Below are 21,423 nucleotides of genomic sequence, written 5' to 3'. Positions count from 1 at the left end.
GTAAACTAGATATAGAACCGGGGTGCGAGAGTCATTTTGTCTGACTCTCGCAATTCTGATTTACCTCTGGCTAATTTCCAATTGATTCCGTTACCCATGACTGCACATTCTTCTAGCTTGCCGAGTCAATACGATCCCTTGAGTGCTGAGGCCAAATGGCAACGGTATTGGGAAGAAAACGAAACGTTTAAGGCCGATCCGAGTGAGGGGGGAGACCCTTACTGTGTGGTGATTCCGCCGCCCAATGTGACGGGTAGTTTGCATATGGGCCATGCTTTTGAGAGTGCCCTGATTGATACGTTGGTTCGCTATCATCGTATGTTGGGAGAAAATACGTTGTGGTTGCCGGGAACGGATCATGCCAGTATTGCGGTACAAACAATTTTAGAGCGGCAACTGAGAAGTGAAGGAAGAAGCCGCTATGATGTGGGCCGGGAGGCGTTTCTGGAACGGGCTTGGCAGTGGAAAGAGGAGTCGGGCGGCACAATTGTTAATCAGTTGCGTCGGTTGGGGGTTTCCGTGGATTGGTCGCGGGAGCGGTTTACGATGGATGAAGGTTTGTCGAAGGCAGTGATTACGGCTTTCATGCGCCTTTATGAGGAAGGTTTGATTTATCGGGGCAACTATATGGTGAATTGGTGCCCTGCTTCTGAGTCGGCGGTGTCGGATTTAGAGGTTGAGAATAAAGAGGTTGATGGTCATTTGTGGTATTTCCGGTATCCGTTGACGGAGGGTGGGGGATTTGTGGAAGTGGCAACGACTCGGCCGGAAACGATGTTGGGGGATACGGCGGTAGCAGTAAATCCTGAAGATGAGCGGTATAAAAATTTAATTGGCAAGACGCTACGGTTGCCGATAATGGGTCGGGAAATTCCGATTATTGGGGATGAGTATGTGGATGCGGAGTTTGGAACGGGTTGTGTGAAAATCACACCTGCCCATGACCCGAATGATTTTGAAATGGGCAAACGCCATAACTTGCCGATGATTAATATCATGAATAAGAATGGCAGTTTGAATGAGAATGCTGGGGAGTTTGAGGGGTTAGACCGGTTTGAGGCGCGGAAGGCGGTGGTGAAGCGTCTGGAGGAAGAGGGGTGTTTGGTGAAGGTGGAGGATTATAAGACGAGTGTGCCTTATAGCGATCGCGGAAAAGTCCCCGTTGAACCCCTGATTTCTACGCAATGGTTTGTCAAAATTCGTCCTTTAGCCGATCGCGCCCTAGAGTTCCTGGATAACCAGAAGGAGCCAGTGTTTGTGCCCGATCGCTGGAGTAAAGTCTATCGGGATTGGTTAGTGAAACTCAAGGATTGGTGTATTTCCCGGCAGTTGTGGTGGGGTCATCAAATTCCGGCTTGGTATGTGGTGAGTGAAACGGGGGGAGAAATTACCGATTCTACGCCTTTCATTGTAGCGGCGAATGAAGGAGAAGCCTTAGAGCGGGCCAAAGCCCAATATGGGGAAAACGTGCAACTGGAGCAAGATCCTGATGTTCTCGATACCTGGTTTTCCTCTGGACTCTGGCCCTTTTCCACCATGGGATGGCCGGAAGAAACCGCCGATCTGGAGCGATATTATCCCACCAGTACCCTAGTTACCGGTTTTGATATCATCTTTTTCTGGGTAGCGCGGATGACGATGATGGCGGGTCATTTTACGGGTAAAATGCCGTTTGAAACGGTGTATATCCATGGTTTAGTCAGGGATGAAAATGGCAAGAAAATGTCAAAATCGGCCAATAATGGTATCGATCCTCTGATATTGATTGAAAAATATGGGACGGATGCTCTGCGTTATGCTCTGATTCGGGAAGTGGCTGGTGCTGGGCAAGACATTCGCCTAGAGTACGATCGCGAAACGGATGAGTCGTCATCTGTGCAAGCGTCTCGAAATTTTGCCAATAAGTTGTGGAATGCAGCGCGGTTTGTGATGATGAATTTGGAGGGCAAAACCCCTGCTGAGTTGGGAATGCCGGTCGTTGAGGATTTAGAAGAGAGCGATCGCTGGATACTCTCCCGCTACTATCAAGTGGCGGCTCAAACGCGCAAAGATCTGAATCAATATGGCCTTGGAGAAGCGGCCAAAGGCATTTATGAATTGATTTGGAACGACTTTTGCGACTGGTATATTGAATTGGTTAAACCCAGATTATGGCAAAAGGATGGAGAAGAGGCTTCTTCGGGGTTAGTTGCTCAACAGGTCTTAGCTTTAGTTTTAGATGGGATCTTAAGGCTGCTGCATCCTTTCATGCCTCATATTACTGAAGAGATTTGGCAAACTCTGACGGAAAGTGAGGGGACATCCCTAGCGCGGCAAACCTATCCCGAACCGGATGAGGCGCTAATTGACCCCCAATTAGAAGCCCAATTTGCCCAACTGATTGACATCATTCGCACCATTCGGAACTTGCGGGCGATCGCCGAAATTAAACCGGGTGTGAAAGTCCCCATAGTTCTGCAAACGGAAAATCCGAGCGAGCAGCAAATCTTAACCCAAGGCTCATCGATTGTGCAGATGATGGCTAAAACTGAAGCCCCCAAAATCTGTGCATCATTAGAGGAGCCGATGAAACAAACCATCGTCGGAGTCACGGGAACCGTGCAAGTCTTACTTCCTCTGGCTGGCGTTGTGGATATTGAGGCCCTACGAGCTAAAGTTGAGAAAGATTTGGGTAAGATTGAGAAAGAAAGCCAAGTTCTCCAAGCCCGTTTGGGGAATCCTGGATTTGTCAACAAAGCCCCTCAAGAAGTGGTTCAAGGTGCTAGAGATGCATTAGAACAACTCCAGATCCAGGCTCAGATCCTGCGCGATCGCCTCAAGTATCTTTCAGATTAAAGGCAATTATCGCCTTTTTATCCATCCGATCATGACTTCAGAGTGAAAAATCAACGGCCATGTTATATCTCGCCCAGGTACAAAAAGAGCAATTTTTAGGCCAAGCTTATCTTAGGGTTTTAGCCTCTCAAGAGTCCGAAACGAGCTGGAAATTGGCTAATCCAGAAGAAATCATTCCTTGTACCGACAGCGAGAATTGGACGGGGAATCAGCTTGTGTTGGTAGAACTGACGGAAAACCAGCAAATTCTCAGTATTACGGATGCTAAAGATTGGGTTCTTCAGTTGATTGAACAGTATTTGTGTGCTGGAATTACGCCGGAGTTCTTGCAAGCTGAGATGGAGAGAGCAGAGCAATGGCGGCAAGATCTGACTTTGCAAAGTCAGGAAGTCGCCCGTGGACGACTGGAAGTTGAAGCACGACATGCCCAACTACAGATTGTGGAAGAGAAACTGAATAAGGAAAAAGTACAGCTTGAAGAGGAAAAGCAAGGGCTAAAAGCCAAGCTTCAACAGCTAGAAGAAGGGGCAGAAGCAGATTCTTAAGCTTCTTGATGTTGACTTATGGGCGCTGACTGGTAAAGGGTAACTGGCGAGACTCTTGTTTGACATTGCCGATCATTGCCGCCTGTTGTAATTGGCGGAAGGCATGGAAATCTTCTTGACCGTAAGGGTTTTGTAGGAGCGATCGCAGTTTATTTTCCGATTCGATGGATAAATAACCGGTGGTTAAGGCTTGCTGGACAACTTGGGAAATGATGCTCATGAGACCTATACTCTTGATACTCTTGACTCGTTCTTGATTTAGTATCGGGCCAAACCCGAATATGGATTGTGATTTGAGTCTACAATCCTTTGTGAAATTTTTGTGAATGCTCAGTGATATCAAGTTTGCTTATTCATGTCCGCGAAGCGGAAATACCCTAATTAAAAATCCAGGGAGCAAGATGCTCCCACTCCAGTCATATCAAAAAATTCGAGGAGTGCGGGCATCTTGCCCGCTTCTTAACAAATTTTCATGTCCGCTTGCGGAAACCGGACTTGATATGACGGTTGGTTAATTGGTCAAGCTCCCAAGATTTTTTAGAGCAGGATAAATGTTTGATTCCGGAAGAAAAAATAAACCAACCCGAACCTAAACCCTATTTGGAGAAAATTGCCGATAGCTTACCTTTGAAAACTCAGGGACTCGGAATACTCTCTTTGTTACTTATATTATACCCACTCTTTTCACTTTAGTCAAGGGGGATACAGTAACCTAAGAAGCCACATCACGGGTATTGGTAATACCCAACACTTGGGTAAATCCACCCCTCGCTTGCGTCACGCCAATGGTGCGCTCCGAGGCTTCAATTGGAGTCTGGAAATTTATGGTTTTGAGGAATCGGAAGTAGTTAGACAAGTATGATAACTTAATTTGACCCTTTTTCTGATTTAAGTCCCGACGTTATTTTGTTTGAGGACAAAACAGAGAAACTACGGGTTTTTCAGGGAGAGGCAAACTATCTTAAATCCAGTAAGATCACTGTGGTTTTTATGCTCCAATATAAGTAATATTTAGCAAACATGAATGAAAATAATTTTATCGAAGTTGATGGGATTCGTTTTGAAACCCTTGTACTCAAGGGAGTATTAACTGTGCTGAAAAAAGACTGAATTGAAAAACTTTCGGCCAAAGGATCGAAAAAAAGCAAATATCCATCGATCAATTCTGAAACCTATGGCATCTGTAGAGAGTAATTACACCATTACCGGTGGTATCAGGTTTGAAACCCTCGTACCAGAAAGGGTTTTGATTATCCCCAACCAGGATAATATCAAAACCTGGGCTGAATTTGGTATTAAAGTAACGAACCAAACCTCAACTCCCTATCGCTTTATCTTCTTTAACTTAGAAATGGAAATGATAGGATTAGAGAGAGAAAAAATTCAATGTGATTATACCAGAAATCAAACAAATACCCCACAGGAGTCAGATTTTCTATTAGCTAAACCTGGGGAAACCTTAACTTTCTCAATCAAAGCTAAATTTGTCTGGAGTGGGTATAGACTTGGACTCCGCTATCGAGACCTCTCCAATGGATTTTGTGTTTTTATAGGTCTAAAACCGATTAAATATTGGGTGCGTTTTACTTACAGAAATGTCTTCCCAATATCCCCAAATCCAAAAATCAATTGCTCCCGTACACCTTGGCCGTTTTCAGAAGAGCTTTGGACGGGTATAGCATCTTCACCTTACGAACAGTTCTACTTAGAATATCCTCCGGATTAAGGATAAGGAGTGAAAAAGCCAACATTTGTTTACAATGAGGAACAAAAAAATGAAATTACGAGCGTATTTTTCAAACTTCTTGACAGCGACCTTATTTGTTATTCTTACTTGTAAATCTGCGGTAGCATTTACGATCAAGTATCCACCCCCTGATTCGTCCGATCCTTATGTTCCTTACCAGTTAGGAGATTACGAGGGCGTGACATGGTTGGTAGTTCCAACAGCGCTAGAAAAAGGAGGAACAAATGAGCTGCTAAAACTGCTCAATAATTTTTCTAGGCATCAAGGGGGGAAATGGACGTTTGTTCCCGCAGAAAACGACTTACAAGGTAGTTTTGATATACAATCTTATTACGCTTGCGGCCCTCAAGCTCAATGTGGGGTAGAAGACCTCTTGGTTCCTAAGATAAACGGTGTAGGAGCTCACTTTGATGTAGAATATCATCCCGCCGGAGCCACTGACCCAATACCGGGCGACATTTCTAACAATCCCAGGGCAGTCCAATGGATTCAGAGAATTAAGAATAACCATAGAAGTTCCAATAACGACGACTATAAATTTGACTATCCCCATGGGACTATTGAAGATGCTCTTGATATTGCTCGTAATGCAACTACACTTTGTTTGAGGACAAAACATAGAAAATACGGTTTTTTCAGGGAGAGATAAACTATCTTAAATTCAGTAATATCGCTGTGGTTTTTATACTCCAATACAGGTAGTATTTAGCAAGCATGAATGAAAACAATTTTATCGAAGTTAATAAGATTCGCTTTGAGACCCTTGTACCCAAACAAGACCCAATAAATAAAAAAATGAAATCACATGAACCTTTTAGCAATAGTCTTGATCGAGCCAATGGAATCTATCTAGAGATATGGGAACCAGATTTGATAGTATTACCTATCCCAGAAAGAACACTACCGGCAAGTATTTCTTTTCGATTAGGGCTGAAGTTGACTAATCAGACAGTAAAACCTTGGAAAATTGATTCCGATAAAATAATCATTCCAGAGCTGATAACATCTGATGGTACAATCTTAGAAAGAGGATTAAATACTGACCATGAGGAAAATAAAGCCAATACACCTTATAAAGGCGATAAATTAGTCGATACAGTCGTCTATTCTATTTCAAGTTTAATTGACGATCTCGCCAGAAGAGGGATTTCGTGGGTGAGTCCCAAAACAGCAATATTCATCTCCATTTCTGCTAAAGTTTGTTGGGAAAATGATTTACTACAGTTACAGTTGTTAACCAATAGATGTCAAGCTTTAAATAGCTCGTGTTTTGATGCCCTCAACGTGGGAAGTTATCAACTCAGATTCATATACGAATCCAGTAAAGATCGAACAAAAAATAAGCCTAGACAAGAAAATTTACAGTTGAGAAATACCAAACAAACAAAAGGCGATCGCTTAACCACTCCTTTTGTCAACCTACGCTTGGTTAAAACTAAACCAAATGATAAAGCAATAGAAGTAGATGGTATTCGCTTTGAAACTACATTGCCAGAAACAGTAATCAGCTTACCAGAGAAGGACAATGGTATAGAAACATCTGTACCAATTGGTATTCGTATTACAAATAATAGTAAAACTGACTTTTATTTTAATTTTTATAACACACTAATTCCTGAAATTATTACTTCAAATGGGGAAATAATCAAGAAATATTACACCAGCAATTTCTTAAAAAGAATGTTATTATCCGACATACTTTTAGCTGTACCAGGAAAAAGTATTGATTTCTTTCCTAATGCTAAACTATTGTGTAAAAAAAATAGACAATTAAAACTAAAAATAGCTGCTGGAGATGGAGGTTATTGGATTTTTGACAATCTTAAAACAGGTAGATATTGGCTTCGATTAACATATAAAAATAAATCTGTAGAAACAAGAGTAGAGGATAGAAATACAAAAAAGATTATCTTATTCAAAAAGGTTTGGAGAGGAATGGTGTTAGGGTCTCTTGTAGCACTGGATTTATAAATATAGTCATTTTAAATTTCACTGATTTTTGTATTTTTCAACTTGTCAATTATGTCTATAGTAACTAAAAACGTTCTCTTGAAAACACATTCACTATTTTGGCTAGCAACTAGCTTTTTGATTAGTATCGCAAGCCAGCCTGTTCGTGCATTTATGCGTCCGATAGTGACTGAAGAAGAGACGAAAAAGCAGAAAGTACCAGAATCGAATTCGGTGTGGGGTTTAATCGGGTTGGGTGCTTTTGGAGTCTGGAAATTTATGGGTTTGAGGTAGACCAGATAATGTAGCAAACATTTGAAAAATTGATATTACCGTGATTCAATTAACAAAAATAATTTACACTCTATTATTTACGCTCAGTATCGTTATCATTAATCCTTGGGGAAGCAGTCGGGGAGAGATCTGGACTCAACCCAAATGTGCTGTACTGGGTCTGATTGTCATCTGCAATCTCTACTTACTGTGGAAAAATTGGGATACTCTACAGATTCCCAAGAGTTGGTTTACCTGTAAACTTCTGTGGGAAATATTTCTGCTGATCGGATTCATTTCTACACTCCTGAGTCCCTTTCCCATTCGCTCTCTATTCGGTCAAGATCAGATGGGAGATGGTTGGCTCTACTGGTTGCTTGTCGCAGCTTTCACTCTCAGTAATACCCTCGTTTTAAGGCGATATCCACAACTATTGCTTGCTCAACTCTACGGCTTTCTCATCGGTGGTCTTATTCTGGCTTTGAGTATGTTTCCCCAATTGATTGACTGGCGCATTGACTACACGGCAACCACCGGACAATTACTGCGAGATAATATCCTCGTCAGCACTATTTTTCAGGATCATCAACCTATCGGTTTGTACTCCCATCGGGGTCATGCAGCATTTGTGTTGGCAGCTATTGGCGTGATGGCGGTTGCTTGCAGACAGCTTAGATGGGTATCATTGCTAACGACCGTGACGATAATCATTCCGATCGCGATCGCCCTATTTTTGGCCAATACTCGCATGGCTCTTGTTGCGTTCTTTGTTAGCATTTTATACTTATCAGGAAGGAAATACTATCGACGAGTAATCCCCATTGTTCTAGTTGTTCTACTGATAAATGGTATTTTCCTGGTTTTCCGATCGCCAAACGGGAAACTGTTGGCAGTGGCGATCGCCTATTTGGTTTTCACTCTCACCTGGTTTGAAGTCGCTCAATTTACCCATCTAGCTTGGTGGACACTATCGGTATGGAGAGGGCAAAAGAAACCGGGTTTCTCAGGAGTTTCTTGGTGGGATGCCGAATTGGGCAAGAACCCCGGTTTCTACCTCAACTTACGATGCCACCTCACTGGTATTGGTAATACCCAACACTTGAGTAAATCCACCCCTCGCTTGCGTCACCCCGATCGCACGCTCCGAGGCTTCAATCATGGGACGACGGAGGCTGACGACGATAAATTGGGCACTACCCAAACTCTGTTTCTTAATCATCTTCGAGAGTCGTTCCACATTTGCCCCATCCAGGAACATATCCACCTCATCGAAGGCATAGAAGGGGGATGGACGGTAGCGTTGAAGGGCAAAAATAAAGCTCAGAGCCGTTAAAGACTTCTCCCCCCCAGACATGGAAGCCAGACGTTGCACGGGTTTCCCTTTGGGATGGGCAACTAAATTTAACCCGCCACTAAAGGGATCTTCAGCATTATCGAGTTGCAAATGGCCATCCCCTTCCGAGAGTTCGGCAAAGATCTGTTGGAAGTTTTCATTCACTGCATCAAAAGATTCCATGAAGGCTCGATAGCGCAGAGTCGTAAAGTTTTCTACCCGAAGCAAGAGTTCCGTGCGCTCTTTTTCCAGAATGGCTAATTTTTCACTCAGAGCTTCTAGGCGTTCCGTGGTCTGTTCGTATTCTTCGATCGCCAACATATTCACCGGTTCCAAAGCTTGCAGTTGTTTTTGCAGTTGGCGCAGGGTTTGTTCAAGTTCCTTGATCTTCAGATTTTCGGGAACTTCGGGCAAGGGATCGGGTAACTCCGCTTTCACTTCCTGGATCTGAGTTTGCAGAGTAATCAGATTTTGGCGACGGGTATTTTGATTTTCGGCTAGTTTCTGTTGTTGCCATTGCAGTTGTTGACGGTTGAGGTGCAGTTGGCGCAAGTTTTCCTCCACCGCATCCCGTTGTTGTTTTTCCGCTCCTAGGGTTTCTTCCAAGATAGAGAGTTGCCCGGTAGTTTGCGCCATCTGACCCTTAATATCCGCCTGTTGGCGACGGATGCGGGTGTTTTGGCTCATGGTGGTGGCTTCGCTGTGCTTGAGTTCGTTGACGCGCTCTAAGTTTTGGCGAATTTTCTCATGGGTGCGATCGCGTTTTTTATCCAATTCCTGTAACTGCTGCTCGCATCCTCTCAGAGCCAGTTCCCGCCGATCTAACACACTTTCTTTTTCCCGCAGTTGTGCTTGAATGGCTTGCCATTCCTTCGGTGCTTGGTTTTCTTCCAACTGAGCCAGAGACTGGCGATACTCATCGAGTTGAACCTGTTGCTTAGGAATCTCCTGGTTCAGTTGCTCTAAGCGCGATCGGGTTTGATTGAGGTCTTGCTGGGTTTGGGCCAAGAGTTCGCGAGCGCGATCGCACTGTTGTTGGTCATTTTGGATCTGTTTGCGGCATTGCTCCAGTTGTAATTGCTTTTCTCGATGCTGCCCCCTAACCTCCATCAACTCCGCAGAAGCTTGTTTTGTGGCATTAGACAAGCGTCCCTGTTCCACCTCAATTTGAGCCAAAAGTCCGTCAATCTCGCTAATTCGGTCTTCTAGCGCCTTCTGCTGGGCTGATTCGGCACTGGCTGCACCCATGCCAAAGCGAAGACTAGAGCGTTGGGACTGACTGCCCCCAGTCATGGCTCCAGAGGCTTCCAGAAGTTCCCCTTCCAGGGTGACCATGCGGAGTTTGCCGATCTGGGGTTGAGCCGCATTGAGGGTGGCAAAAACGGCGGTGTTGCCAAAAACATAGGCAAAAATCTCTTGATAGCGGGGGTCAAAGTCGATCAGGTTTACGGCATAATCGATAAAGCCGGGACTGTTGAAACCTTTATCAGGAGGGCGACCGGGGCGGATCTTGTTCAGGGGTAGGAAGGTAGCGCGGCCGGCTCGTTTTTGTTTCAGGAGAGCGATCGCCTGTGCTGCCACGTTATCATCATCTACAACAATATTCCCCAACCGCGATCCAGCCGCAATTTCCAGCGCCAACTGATAGCGAGGCTCCACCTGGCCTAAACTGGCCACTAATCCATGGACTCCAGGAATTTGGGTTTGCATAATCAGTTTACTGGCATAGGTTCCGGCCGCTTCTTGTTGAGCTTGCGCTTGAGCTTCCAGTTTATCCAGTTGCCGTTGTTTATCCCGTTGTTCATTCAGCAATCTTTTCTGGGTTTGCTGCTGGGTTTGCAGGTCATATTCTGCGGTGGAGACAGTTTGAGCAACGACCTGGATGCGCTGGGATAACTCAATCACCTCTAGTTCTAACCCGGTGGCGCTTTCATGCTGGCTGCTGATATTCGGTTCTAGGGTGGCGATGCGCTCCGTTTTTTCTTCTAGGGTGCGGGTTAATTGGGTTTGGCGCTCGGTGAGTTGCGCGTGTTCGCTGCGTTGGGGTTCAAGGGTTTTGAGGATCTCTTCGATATTATGGTTTAAGCTGGTTTGGCGATCAACCCATTCTTGGGATGCGCTGGCGATCGCCTGGGCCTGTTCCCGCGTTTCGGTTAAACTAGCCTGGGCCTGATCCCGACTATCTTGCAATCCTGATAAGGCCTGAGTTTCTAGATTATACTGATGTTGCAAGGTTTCCAGGGTTTGCCGGTCTTGATGAATTTCCTGTTCCGTTTTTTCCCGTTGATGTTTTAAGTGTTGTTCGGTGCTGTCGAGTTCCTGTTGCCGCGTTTCCAGTTGAGTCAGTTGGGCTTGTTGCGTCGCTAACGTAGACTGGAGCGCCAATAATTGCTCTTCTCCCAAAGACTTCACCCGCGCATTGAGGCTATCGAGTTCTTCACTGACTTGGGAAATTTGAGTATTGAGCGCCTCTAAGTTATCCTGAAATTCTCCTTGAGTGCGATCGCCCGCTTCAATGGCTTCTCTGAGTTTTCCTTCTTCTGCTCGCAACGAGCGCCAACGCAACACCGCTTCCCACTCCTGTTTCTGCAACAGTTCCGTCCGTAGGGTTTGGTATTTTTCTGCTTTAGCGCGATCTTTCGCCAGGCGATCGCGCTGAGAAATCAATTCCTGTTCTATAATCCGGGAATTCTCCTCCTTCTCCTTAACCTCGGTTAACTTCTCTCTAGCCAAATCAATCTTCCGGTCAAACTGAGCCACCCCTGCCAACTCATCAATAATTTCCCGTCTCGCTTTGGCATTCATCGAGATAATATTGGTCACATCCCCTTGAAGCACCACATTATAGCCTTCCGGATAGATCCGCAGCCGGTTCAAGTTCTCATGCAACTGGGTTAAGGTACAAGCCTCCCCATTCATATAGTAGGTTGATGTATAGGTTCCCGCCGGAGTCACCCGCAAACGGCGCGTAATATGCCATTCCGGGTCTAACTCTATTTCACCCTCTGGATCTTCCTCCTCTTCCCAGATACTGCGCTCCACATCCGAAACATCCAGGGTAACCGTCACACTCGCTTCTACTGTGGCTTTCCGTTTCTCTCCCTTGGCATGGTTCACCAGATCCGGCAGCCGTTCAGCTCGCATTCCCTTAGAACTCGATAAGCCCAAACAAAACAGCAGCGCATCTAGAATATTAGACTTACCCGATCCATTGGGCCCAGAAATCACGGTAAACCCTGGTAACAACGGCACGGTGGTTGTTCCCCCAAAGGATTTGAAGTTGGTCAGTTGCACGCTTTTAACGTGAACCATAGGATCGAGTGTTTAGACGGAGTTAGGTTATTTAAATAAGAGTAGCGTAGGATCGACCCAAATGGACGTTAGAGAGTATTGAATTCGGTAGGGTGTGTTAGCGGAGCGTAACGCACCAATTCGCTATATATGGAGTCGTTGCATAAGTCCTATATATGATTTAAGCTATAGGCATAATTTTAACCTTGCCAGTCCAATCCTTACGCTGTGAGCAGTGAACGAGTGGTTAAAATTTGGTAGCCACAAGTAATTTACAATAAATTAGCCAGCCTGCCTTGAACGGATTCCAGGATGAAATCTCGCATATAGGTACTAGCATTCAGAATTTCCACTCCGATCACCTCCCCCTCCGCATTCAACTCAGCCGTGACATTGGGACTGATCTCAATGCTTCCAGCTTCTAATCCCTCTGAGATCAGCAGGTGGAGAATATCTTCTTCTTTGAAGTAGTGCATCTGGGGAATTGGTTGCTTAATATTAGACATCAGTAATAAACCGTCCAGATAATTTCATACATTTTATAAACCAGATCTAAGAGCGCGATCGCTCTTAATTCAGTTTCAACCAGCCAAAGATCTGTTCTATGGTTAACTCTAGCTCAAGTCCGGCTAGGGTTTGGGGGCGATCGCGCTAGGCAATCAACAATTAGCTTAGGATAGTCTTATTCTTGACAAAAATCGTTTGGGAAATTGGCTGCTTAATGTCAGACATCAGTAAATCATTTCTTAGTTGCTGTAACTTGAGCTGCAATTTGGAAGAATGATTGGACTTAAGACGCTCTACCAGCTCCCGATCCTCTTGCAGACGGGCTTCAATTTCAGAGCGATGGTCAAAATAGTAGGCCATAGCTGCATAAACTGAAGCTAAAGAGAGTTCATATTTACTGGCAATTTCTTCGAGGGAATATCCCATTTTTGTATACAAAATGCTGATATCAGCAACCGTAATTCTATGTCCGGTAATGCGAGGTCTACCCCCACAAACACCAGGGGTGATTTCTATATGGTTTAAGCTCACTATAGGCATGATTTTACCCCAAAGATTAAAGGTATTGAGAAGATGATAGATCGATAGGCGATCGCTATACTGAATCATAATACTGAATCATGATGCTGTGAGCAATGAACGAGTGGTTAAAATATCGTTCCTGGTTAAGGTTTTTACAGCAGAGATGGGAACTGTGACCACTTTGATTGATTCACCAACTGCATTGAAAACTTCCAGAGTGCAACCGGTTTCGCCGCCGTCGGGGTGGGGAATAAAATCGATGAGGGTGGCGATATCTCCTTGATACATTCCGTATTCTGAAATGTCTTGGATTAAGGCAATTTCTTGATAAAGTTCTAGACTCATGGGTTTACTCTCGATAAGGTTTTAGAGTGACAAAATAAAATTGGCTATCGATGGATCGTTGTAACCAAATAGTAGCCACAAGTAATTTACAATCGTTTACTCCTTCAAGTTCGCCAATCACTTGATAATATGTACCGTATTCATCGGTAATATCTTGCTTGGCTTCATTGGCTTGAATTAATTTTTGAATAGCCGTTTTTAAGTCTTGCCAGTTTTCTAAGTAAAATCCTCCTTGGGCTAAATATTTGGATTTGTCATTTCTCTGTTTCAAGATCAAGAGATATTGAGTTAATTTAGGATCGGGAATGACTGCATCTTCTGGTATCTTCATAGCTCTGGGCAAAAGGCTAAACGCAGCCTTTGAGGTTGAGTTTAGGGATCGCCTGCTTAATTCAGTTTCAACCAGCCAAAGATCTGCTCTATGGTTAAGTCTAGCTCAAGTCCGGCTAGGGTTTGGGGGCGATCGCTACCCGTTAGCCATTCCGGTTGTTTATTCGGCTCAAAGACAACAATAGAACGATCTTGGGGATCGACCAACCAACCCAGTTGACTCCCCGATCGCAAACTATAGAGAATCTTTCCCATCACCTGATTCGCGCTTTGTTCTGGGGACAAGATTTCAACGATCCAATCTGGAGGTAAGAGAAAATCATTGGGCACTTCTCCATCCTCCTCAAAAGGAATGTTTGACCAGAGAAACACCGCAATATCGGGGACAAGAGAGCGATCTCCAAACGAACACCGCAATTCAGGAAAAGCATAAGCGATTTTCTCCGGTTCTGCTCGTTCATTAATCGCGTTGCACAACCTCAGTTGTAATTGACTATGTTTTCCTTTTGGCATCGACTTTTGAATAATCTCGCCATTGATATATTCGCTCGCAGGCTTGGTTTCTGGGCACTTGAGAAATTCAGATAAGGTATTGACTGGTAAAAGAGTAATCGTCATGGCTCCCCCGTCACGTATGAATCCTTGAGAACGTTTTTCCGATTAAAATATGTAGGCATTCTTTTATTGTTAATTGATCGGCATCAAGTAGACTCTAAAGTAGACCAGACCTCAAGCTTAGTTTTAACTTTGCGAATCACCTCATCGGTAAACTCAGAAGTCATCATTTGTCCTCCTAAATCTGGGGTGGCTTTACCTTCATAAATGGCTTCAAATACGGACTCATAAATTGAGCGAGAAGCGCGATAAAACTCCATTTCTCTGACGCGATCGCCTGCCGGAGTTTTCACATAGGTGAGGAGGGCAGCACCGGCCAAAATCATAGCCATAGGATTAGCAATATTTTTACCATAGAGGGCGGGGGCTGTGCCATGGGGCGCTTCTGCCATCACGGTTTTCACCTGCAAGGTATTGGCATCAAAACCCATGACCAAACTCTCCGAGCCTGCAATACTGCCATACATTTGTAACACCATATCCGAGAGTAAATCCCCATCCCGATTGAGAGCAGGGATCACCAAGGCTTCGCCGCTATTTTGCAGCAGTAAGGCAAAGGTAGCATCAATCAGCAGGGGTTGATAGGTGACCTCCGGATAGCGATCGCTGGCTGCATCCAGTTCTTCCTTAAACATCCCTTCATAGGTAGCACTAACCGTAAATTTTGGCCCGCCAAAGACTTTCGCCCCCATCCGTTTGGCATGGACAAACGTAAATTCAGCTACTGTTCGGCAAATGGAGCGGCTAATCTTGGAGGTGCGCCAGGCAATTTCATCGCCACTTTCCGTAGTTTCTCGCCATTCCTTCGCACCATAGGCATCATCTACAGCCATGCGAACGATAGTAATGGGCGCATGAACTCCACCTACGGGTCGAATCTGGGGAATACGTCGCCCCGTTCGTAAAATCACTGAAGCTCCCAAGGCTTCTCGCAAGATAGCATTAGGGCTACCCACATCCCCCGGAATTTCCGGGGTAATGGTAGCTGCTTTCAAAGCCAGTCCGGTTTTACAGGCCATCTGAGCAGCATCCCAAACCACCTGATTATGGGTTGCTCGCCGATTTTCTAAACTCAAGTCGTAATCGATAAATTCCAGGGGTTGGCGAATAACTGAAGGGTGCAAAACTCGTAGAGCTTCGGCTAGAAGTTCTTCTCCGGTTTGATCGCCATGCATAACGACCAGGGTAGGTAGGGGGTGTTGAGCGGACATTACCAAGGGTCAATTCTTAAACGGGTTTGTATCTTTGATTGTCCTCTATGGGCGATCGCCGATTTGTACAGTTAACTACTAAAATCCACCCTACAGACCCAAAGCATCACTATTCCGGTAAAACCTGGACTCTAGCATACCGCAGCCCATCGACCCCTTGTAGGGGAGCCACAGAACCCGATAGAATTTCTGGAGCAATCCAGCCTTCGCGCTGAAGATAATCGAGATAATGCTCGTATTCTTTCCACTCATCATCCGTAGAATAGACTAGGGTGAGCATTCCGGGGGCAGTAATGCGATCGCCGGTTTCCAAATCTACCCCCTTATCAATCCGTTTTTTGACAATTTCATAGCGGGTATCTCGACTGCCTTGGACATCAAAGATTTTTTCCGTATTTTCATCATGGAAAATATCGATGGTCACATCTTGTACTAACACCAGATGGGTTAAGAGTAAAGGAATTTTATCCACTTCATGGAGTTTAATCCCCGTCCGAGCGGCATCGCACAGGGCGCAAAGTTGCTCATAGCGCAGGCTGTGTAAATGAAAGGGCGTAAAGCTATGATGAATCGATTTGCCCACATAAATCATATGATCGATGCCATCGGTCGATTCGAGATCGCAATAGTGGGGAATAATGGCTTGCATTCGCTTTTGCCAATGCTCCCAAGTCTCCAGTAGATGCTCATTAATGCGATCGATCGTGCGATCGTAGGCTTTGCGGGCAGTGTCTACCGAGTGGCGATCGTTATCCGAACATTGGCGATAGTATTGAACCGCTTTTTGCGCGAGTTCTCCACATTGACAAAAGTAGTCAAAATAAATCTCAAAATGATCTTGTAGATACTGAACTGCTGTTACTTCCGAATCAACAGTTACCTTGTCTTCAATGCGTTTTTGGTAGATTTCTAAGTCAATTTTAATCTGTCGAACAAAGCGATTTTCTTGATACTCTTCTACTGCCTCTAAAATAGCTAATGCTAATTTAAATTGTTCGATCAGATCGGCTTGAATGGCTCGATTTCGCTCATGAGAAGAACTGCGAATATCAGAAATCCCAAACAGGGGATAAACCTTTTCACAGACAATGGGAGCAGCTTCAAAGCCCCAACTGCGCCGTTCTGCTTCCTGGGTAAAGCGCCAAGCCACTGCTGGATGGATGGGGTTGAGCTGATTGTGGTTGGTTTGCCGCATGGCGCAAGCAAAGGCAGGGATTAACTCTTGGGCGTAACGGCAATCTTGGGCGGTAAAATTATGGGGGCGATCGCTAATTAACCCAATTAATCTCAACATTTCCGGATGATGGCCCTGTTGTTCATAATCCCATCTGAGGGGAATCAACAACAAAGAACGTACCCCTTCCTCCCATAGGGTGCGCTCGCATTGACTGTGACTTTGAGCATTAATTTCTCCCGCCCGCAACACTTGATTCTGTTCTAGAGCCGTTAGAAAATGGGGATTATCCAGCTCTTCCCTAGGAAATACATAACTTTCTACCGTTCCACAAGCTTTACCCACCAAAAAGCGTACTTGATTCATATCCGCATTTAAGATCATGAAATGGCTGGCGCGGAATAACACCTGGAGTTGATAATTAATCAATTGCAGCTTATTGCCTTCTAAAAGAGAATCCGGGCTAGTCAACAGTTGAATCAGGCGGTGTTTTTGTTCCGTTTGAGTAACGTCAATAGCCTCAAGAATCAACTCCCCACTAACACTATAATTTTCCAGCCATTGCAGATCCTTGAATGTATCATCTCCCATCAATCGCCGACTAAATACAGTCCATTCATCCAATTTCGGATGCATACCGCTAATTTTCAGACCTTCAGAATTGAACCACAATTGCAACCAACCGGGAGGTTGAGAAGGTCGGTTGAATTGAACAACAATAGGGGTATTGACGATCTGTTCTAGCTCTCGAATCTGCTCCTGAAGGCGATCGAGTTCTCCGGTATTACTGAGGGTACTCGGCAGTTGCTTAAGTAACTGAGAGAGCAGCAGCGCCAGCAAGTGACAGGAATAATGATGTTGGAGGGTGGCATATTCAGAAGGGGGTAACCCATCAAAAAACGGACGACCAGAATATTCCGTAGGATTTTCTGAGGCATTCAAACCCAAACTATTGGCAAATGCAAGATTAAATCCATCGAGTATCCAATTCTGTAAATGGGCAGATTGATGTCCGTCGCAGCGTAGCACTGCTAACATCACCCGTTTAGAGAGGGTTTCATAGTGAGAGAAACGATCTTCTAAGGAAACGGAAGATATCGAATCCTGGAAAGGTTGATCGACTGGAGTCATATGGGTCAGTTCCTGCATTGGTTTATCGCACCCTAACTTCAATCCTAATCTTTACCCGGATTAACTATCTTAATCTGGTATTACGATTTAGGCGAGTTGATCTGCTATTCCTATAGCACTGTTATGAGTTTAACTGCTGATGAGTGAATAGTGGAGAGCCGGTAGTGATTTCAGGCTTAATTGTATGGGGATTCCTTCAAAATCTATGCGTGTTACACCCTTTTATCTCTGGCTATTAGCAAGTTTAGCCTCATTTAATGTCATAGCAGTTGCTTATGGGGCAAATGCTTCAGAAGTGAAAGTTGCCCAAGCCAAACCTCAAGCACAAGCACCAGCACAACCGAAACCTGCTCCTGCTGCTCCCCAGGGCAATAGTGGGTTATCGGAGCAGGATTTAAACACCCTGAAGGAAGTGATTGAGCAGACAGTGGAGCAGACGGTGAATGAGAAGTTTGCTCAAGAGCGAGCCAGACAGGAAATAGAGTTGCAAGCAAGATTGTCAGAGGTGGATGATATTCGATCGCGTCTCAATCAGTTGATGCTGCTCATGGTAATCTTTATTGGTGGAACCGTGGTGTTATTGCGCTTTATGCGAAGCAGTATGGTTAAGCAAATTGTGATTGAGGTGAATCGCCGGTTTGAGGATCTGAATCAGTCAGAAGGCCATTTGCAACAGTATGCAGATATGGCTCGCCAGTTGGTTGAGGATTTGACGGCTCAAATTGAAGCCGCGAAAACTGAGCGTCAACGGGGATACCAGCATGTCAATCAAGAGGTTTTGGAGTTAAAAGACTCTGCTGGGGCGATTCAGGAAGTGCGCCAACAGTTGGTGAAACAACTGCAAGGGTTGGGAGAAGATCTACAAACTGAGTTGAGTAAAATTCGTCAGGTGGTGAAACCTGCTCCTGTATCTACTCCTGTATCTAAAGGAGTGTCTGGAGTTTCAGAAAAAGATTTTTTAGAGGACTTAGTGGAGTTGGATGAGGAAGAAGAGAATCCTTTGTCTTTCGATTTAGACAAGTTAGATGAAAACCAGCTTTTTGTGACGGCTCAAGAGTGTGTGGATCAGGGAAATTTATTGGCAGATGAGGGGTTGTATGAGGAAGCTGTGGCTCTTTACGATCAGGTTCTGGAAAGCCAACCCCAGTCTTTTGAAGCGTGGTATGAGCGAGGAAAGACGCTAGTGAAGTTGCATCGCTATGAGGATGCATTGCATTCCTATGAGCAGGCGTTGTTTTTAGAGCCGGAGAATGGTGAAGTTTGGTATTATAAGGGTCTAGGCTTAATGTTGTTTGATCGCCCTCTGGAGGCTTTACAGGCATTCGATCGCGCTCTAGAATTGAACCCTGAAGGGGCAGAAATTTGGTATTGTCGCGGCAATATGCTGCTGAAGTTAGAGCGCCATCAGGAAGCGGTAGAAGCCTATGAGCGGGCGATTTCCTTACAACCAGAAGATACGGAAGCTTGGCATAACCAGGGAGTAGCGCGGGAAAAGTTGGGACAGTTTGAGGAGGCGATCGCCTGTTACGATCGAGTAATTGCCTTAGATGCAGATAAAATCGAAGCTTGGTTCCATCGCGGCAATGCTCTGGAGAAAGGAGAACAGTATGCAGAGGCGATCGCCGCCTACGATCGCGCAATTACCCTTTCTGAAGAGCGAGAAGATCCACCAGAAAAGAGGCTCTTAAGTGCCATTTGGTTTAATCGAGGCACAACCTTAGCCCACTTAAAACAGTATGAGCCAGGTTTAGAATCTTACGATCGGGCGTTGCAGCTCAATGCCGACGATCCTCAAATTTGGACAGCACGAGCAGAAATCCTAGAGCGCATTCAACGCTATGAAGAAGCGGTTGATGCCTACGATCAGGTATTAACCCTAGAGCCAAATCACCATCAAGCTTGGCGACATCGGGGTATTTTATTAGAAAAATTACGCCGTTTTGAAGAAGCAATTTCTTCCTACGATCGGGCCATTCAGTTAGAGTCTAATGATTATGAAGCTTGGCGGGGAAAAGGGACGGCTTTAGCAGAATTACAGCGCTATCAAGAGGCCATTTCCTGTTTTAGTCAAGCCTTGCAAATCCAACAAAATTTGGGGATTACTCCCACAGAAGAGGAGCGGGTACAGCAATCGATTCATTAACTCTGGTGGGGTGCGTTTTTAACGCATCCCGATTGATTTAGATCGGTGCTTTTAATCTTCTGTTGTTTCCTCATGTTCTGATGGTGCTAAAGGATCTTCAGGACTGGGGCGATCCTCTAAAATTTTTGGGGAAGTCTGTTCCGGATAACGGGCAAAGTCTACCATAGTTTTGATCACACTAGCCACAGGGACAGCAAGTAATAAACCCAAAAGTCCAGCGAATTTCCCGCCAATAATCAGAGAAATCATTAACCAAAGGGGATTGAGTCCGATCATATCGCCTAAAAGACGGGGGGCAACAATGTTGTCATTAATTTGCCCAACAATCAAAGCTGCACCTAATACCTGAATGCCTAATCCAAAATCTTGTAATCCAACAATGAGACTGGCTAAAATGACGGTTAGGGCACTGGCATAGGGGACTAGGGTAGTCATGCCAATGGCTACGCCAAACAACACACCATAGGGAACTTGTAACAGGACAAAAACGATCGTCTGAGCAACGCTGAGAATTGCGGCTAAAATGGTTTGACTAACAAAGTAGTTGGCAAAAACTTGCTGTGAAGTGTCTTGTAATTTGCTTCTCCAAGGATCGGGTATCCAACTAAAAATTCCCTGCCAAAAGGATTCGCCACCGAAGACGAGAAAGAGGGTAAAGACGAGAATAATTGAGCCATTAAAAATGTTGTTAATGGTTCCTACGAGTAAATCTAAGGCTTGGGAGCCGATGGATTGGAGTTGGGTAGATAAATTTCGAGCTAGATGTAAAGTAATATCACTTAAGTCAAAGGGGAGATTTTGAGCGATCGCCCATTGTTCGAGTGCTTGGATTTGGCGATCGCCCGATTCGATGATCTCCGGTAAGCTCTTGAGTAGTTGAGCTAATTGGGTCAGAATCAGTGGGATCAGTAATCCAGCTAAAAAGAAGATAAATAAGACTGCAACCAGAAGGACAACAGCAATTGCCCAAGATCGTTTCAGTCCTCGACGATGTAAAAATTGAATGGGAAAATTCAGCAAAAATGAGAACAGCGTTGCGGTAACAAACAAGCTGACTAAAGGCTGAAGGTTATTAATGACATGGGAGAGCAACCAAGCATTCAGAAATCCCAGGGGAAATAATAGACCTAAACGTACAGATCTCGGTATACTATGCCAATATTCCAACATATAGTGTTTAATAACTTCAGCTAAACCTCATTCGTAGAGCTATGTTATCACTTTTTGCCTATTCCCTATGGTTTACCTAACCATTCGTAAAACTCAAAGGCTTTGGTATCGCAATGGGTACAACCGCCACATTTTGTGCTTTCTGGTATTACAGGTTTGACTCTGCCTTTATGGACTAATTTGTTCAGCATTCCTCGCAAAGCATCTGGATGGCTGCGAAAGTGGCTTTCGAGTTCAGCTATAGAGACTTTCTGTTTTTGAGCGAGATAGTTTTGCAGTTCTAAAATCATGATTTTAAGGG

The 21,423-nt window shown here is 44.8% G+C and carries 18 protein-coding genes; 6 read left to right on the top strand and 12 right to left on the bottom strand.

Going from position 1 to position 21,423, the window contains the following annotated elements:
* Nucleotides 1-96: 96 nt before the first annotated feature.
* Entirely contained in the window at nucleotides 97-2,835 is a 2,739-nt protein-coding gene (locus tag PMG71_RS12935) for a valine--tRNA ligase (RefSeq protein ID WP_283754111.1), read from the top strand.
* 59 nt (nucleotides 2,836-2,894) lie between these two features.
* Nucleotides 2,895-3,380, top strand: a complete 486-nt coding sequence (locus tag PMG71_RS12930) for a hypothetical protein (RefSeq protein WP_283754110.1) — start codon at nucleotides 2,895-2,897, stop codon at nucleotides 3,378-3,380.
* A gap of 16 nt (nucleotides 3,381-3,396) precedes the next feature.
* On the opposite strand, the gene PMG71_RS12925 is transcribed toward PMG71_RS12930, so the two are convergent.
* Both PMG71_RS12925 and PMG71_RS12920 read right to left on the bottom strand, forming a co-directional pair.
* Complete coding sequence (locus PMG71_RS12925) at nucleotides 3,397-3,600, bottom strand: hypothetical protein (RefSeq protein ID WP_283754109.1); 204 nt, start codon at nucleotides 3,598-3,600, stop codon at nucleotides 3,397-3,399.
* A 492-nt stretch (nucleotides 3,601-4,092) separates the two neighbouring features.
* Nucleotides 4,093-4,236: a hypothetical protein gene (locus PMG71_RS12920; protein ID WP_283754108.1), complete on the bottom strand. Its 144-nt coding sequence runs from the start codon at nucleotides 4,234-4,236 to the stop codon at nucleotides 4,093-4,095.
* A 318-nt stretch (nucleotides 4,237-4,554) separates the two neighbouring features.
* Here PMG71_RS12920 and PMG71_RS12915 point away from each other — a divergent pair, with 318 nt between their 5' ends.
* The 3 genes from PMG71_RS12915 (at nucleotide 4,555) to PMG71_RS12905 (ending at nucleotide 7,098) form a co-directional block, all read left to right on the top strand.
* A complete protein-coding gene (locus PMG71_RS12915; protein WP_283754107.1) occupies nucleotides 4,555-5,106 on the top strand; it encodes a hypothetical protein in 552 nt (183 codons plus the stop codon).
* 49 nt (nucleotides 5,107-5,155) lie between these two features.
* Complete coding sequence (locus PMG71_RS12910; RefSeq protein ID WP_283754106.1) at nucleotides 5,156-5,776, top strand: hypothetical protein; 621 nt, start codon at nucleotides 5,156-5,158, stop codon at nucleotides 5,774-5,776.
* Nucleotides 5,777-5,841: 65 nt separating this feature from the next.
* Nucleotides 5,842-7,098 (top strand): hypothetical protein, encoded by a 1,257-nt coding sequence (locus PMG71_RS12905; RefSeq protein ID WP_283754105.1) that lies wholly within the window; start codon nucleotides 5,842-5,844, stop codon nucleotides 7,096-7,098.
* A gap of 1,312 nt (nucleotides 7,099-8,410) precedes the next feature.
* Here PMG71_RS12905 and smc read toward each other — a convergent pair.
* The 8 genes from smc to PMG71_RS12865 all read right to left on the bottom strand — a co-directional run bounded on the left by smc (nucleotide 8,411) and on the right by PMG71_RS12865 (nucleotide 17,827).
* Nucleotides 8,411-11,995, bottom strand: coding sequence for a chromosome segregation protein SMC (gene smc / locus PMG71_RS12900; RefSeq protein WP_283754104.1), 3,585 nt, complete (start codon nucleotides 11,993-11,995; stop codon nucleotides 8,411-8,413).
* A 251-nt stretch (nucleotides 11,996-12,246) separates the two neighbouring features.
* On the bottom strand, nucleotides 12,247-12,480 hold the full coding sequence (locus PMG71_RS12895) for a DUF2283 domain-containing protein (RefSeq protein WP_283754103.1): 234 nt from the start codon (nucleotides 12,478-12,480) through the stop codon (nucleotides 12,247-12,249).
* A gap of 160 nt (nucleotides 12,481-12,640) precedes the next feature.
* Nucleotides 12,641-13,090: a DUF433 domain-containing protein gene (locus PMG71_RS12890; protein ID WP_283754102.1), complete on the bottom strand. Its 450-nt coding sequence runs from the start codon at nucleotides 13,088-13,090 to the stop codon at nucleotides 12,641-12,643.
* A gap of 9 nt (nucleotides 13,091-13,099) precedes the next feature.
* Nucleotides 13,100-13,348 carry a hypothetical protein gene (locus PMG71_RS12885; protein WP_283754101.1) on the bottom strand — a complete coding sequence of 83 codons (249 nt, stop codon included), beginning with the start codon at nucleotides 13,346-13,348 and terminating at the stop codon, nucleotides 13,100-13,102.
* Nucleotides 13,349-13,352: 4 nt separating this feature from the next.
* Nucleotides 13,353-13,679 (bottom strand): DUF6883 domain-containing protein, encoded by a 327-nt coding sequence (locus tag PMG71_RS12880; RefSeq protein ID WP_283754100.1) that lies wholly within the window; start codon nucleotides 13,677-13,679, stop codon nucleotides 13,353-13,355.
* A gap of 56 nt (nucleotides 13,680-13,735) precedes the next feature.
* On the bottom strand, nucleotides 13,736-14,296 hold the full coding sequence (locus tag PMG71_RS12875) for a Uma2 family endonuclease (protein WP_283754099.1): 561 nt from the start codon (nucleotides 14,294-14,296) through the stop codon (nucleotides 13,736-13,738).
* An 83-nt stretch (nucleotides 14,297-14,379) separates the two neighbouring features.
* Nucleotides 14,380-15,504: an isocitrate/isopropylmalate family dehydrogenase gene (locus tag PMG71_RS12870; RefSeq protein WP_283754098.1), complete on the bottom strand. Its 1,125-nt coding sequence runs from the start codon at nucleotides 15,502-15,504 to the stop codon at nucleotides 14,380-14,382.
* 109 nt (nucleotides 15,505-15,613) lie between these two features.
* Complete coding sequence (locus PMG71_RS12865) at nucleotides 15,614-17,827, bottom strand: hypothetical protein (protein ID WP_283754097.1); 2,214 nt, start codon at nucleotides 17,825-17,827, stop codon at nucleotides 15,614-15,616.
* Nucleotides 17,828-18,014: 187 nt separating this feature from the next.
* On the opposite strand from PMG71_RS12865, the gene PMG71_RS12860 reads away from it, so the two are divergent.
* A complete protein-coding gene (locus PMG71_RS12860; protein WP_283754096.1) occupies nucleotides 18,015-19,952 on the top strand; it encodes a tetratricopeptide repeat protein in 1,938 nt (645 codons plus the stop codon).
* A 51-nt stretch (nucleotides 19,953-20,003) separates the two neighbouring features.
* On the opposite strand, the gene PMG71_RS12855 is transcribed toward PMG71_RS12860, so the two are convergent.
* Together PMG71_RS12855 and PMG71_RS12850 are read right to left on the bottom strand one after the other, a co-directional pair.
* Entirely contained in the window at nucleotides 20,004-21,122 is a 1,119-nt protein-coding gene (locus PMG71_RS12855) for an AI-2E family transporter (protein WP_283754095.1), read from the bottom strand.
* 65 nt (nucleotides 21,123-21,187) lie between these two features.
* A complete protein-coding gene (locus PMG71_RS12850; RefSeq protein ID WP_283754094.1) occupies nucleotides 21,188-21,412 on the bottom strand; it encodes a FeoC-like transcriptional regulator in 225 nt (74 codons plus the stop codon).
* Nucleotides 21,413-21,423 lie beyond the last annotated feature (11 nt).

Origin of the sequence: Roseofilum acuticapitatum BLCC-M154 (assembly GCF_030068475.1) — a bacterium.
Classification (GTDB): Bacteria; Cyanobacteriota; Cyanobacteriia; order Cyanobacteriales; family Desertifilaceae; genus Roseofilum; species Roseofilum acuticapitatum.
This window is presented reverse-complemented; position numbering and strand designations above follow the sequence as displayed.

Coding starts and splice junctions, on each gene's coding strand:
- PMG71_RS12930 (WP_283754110.1), top strand. CDS start 2,895: ATGTTATATCTCGCCCAGGTACAAAAAGAGCAATTTTTAGGCCAAGCT.
- PMG71_RS12850 (WP_283754094.1), bottom strand. CDS start 21,412: ATGATTTTAGAACTGCAAAACTATCTCGCTCAAAAACAGAAAGTCTCT.
- PMG71_RS12890 (WP_283754102.1), bottom strand. CDS start 13,090: ATGATTCAGTATAGCGATCGCCTATCGATCTATCATCTTCTCAATACC.
- PMG71_RS12860 (WP_283754096.1), top strand. CDS start 18,015: ATGCGTGTTACACCCTTTTATCTCTGGCTATTAGCAAGTTTAGCCTCA.
- PMG71_RS12915 (WP_283754107.1), top strand. CDS start 4,555: ATGGCATCTGTAGAGAGTAATTACACCATTACCGGTGGTATCAGGTTT.
- PMG71_RS12880 (WP_283754100.1), bottom strand. CDS start 13,679: ATGAAGATACCAGAAGATGCAGTCATTCCCGATCCTAAATTAACTCAA.
- PMG71_RS12870 (WP_283754098.1), bottom strand. CDS start 15,504: ATGTCCGCTCAACACCCCCTACCTACCCTGGTCGTTATGCATGGCGAT.
- PMG71_RS12905 (WP_283754105.1), top strand. CDS start 5,842: ATGAATGAAAACAATTTTATCGAAGTTAATAAGATTCGCTTTGAGACC.
- PMG71_RS12895 (WP_283754103.1), bottom strand. CDS start 12,480: ATGTCTAATATTAAGCAACCAATTCCCCAGATGCACTACTTCAAAGAA.
- PMG71_RS12875 (WP_283754099.1), bottom strand. CDS start 14,296: ATGACGATTACTCTTTTACCAGTCAATACCTTATCTGAATTTCTCAAG.
- PMG71_RS12855 (WP_283754095.1), bottom strand. CDS start 21,122: ATGTTGGAATATTGGCATAGTATACCGAGATCTGTACGTTTAGGTCTA.
- PMG71_RS12935 (WP_283754111.1), top strand. CDS start 97: ATGACTGCACATTCTTCTAGCTTGCCGAGTCAATACGATCCCTTGAGT.
- PMG71_RS12885 (WP_283754101.1), bottom strand. CDS start 13,348: ATGAGTCTAGAACTTTATCAAGAAATTGCCTTAATCCAAGACATTTCA.
- PMG71_RS12865 (WP_283754097.1), bottom strand. CDS start 17,827: ATGCAGGAACTGACCCATATGACTCCAGTCGATCAACCTTTCCAGGAT.
- PMG71_RS12910 (WP_283754106.1), top strand. CDS start 5,156: ATGAAATTACGAGCGTATTTTTCAAACTTCTTGACAGCGACCTTATTT.
- smc (WP_283754104.1), bottom strand. CDS start 11,995: ATGGTTCACGTTAAAAGCGTGCAACTGACCAACTTCAAATCCTTTGGG.
- PMG71_RS12925 (WP_283754109.1), bottom strand. CDS start 3,600: ATGAGCATCATTTCCCAAGTTGTCCAGCAAGCCTTAACCACCGGTTAT.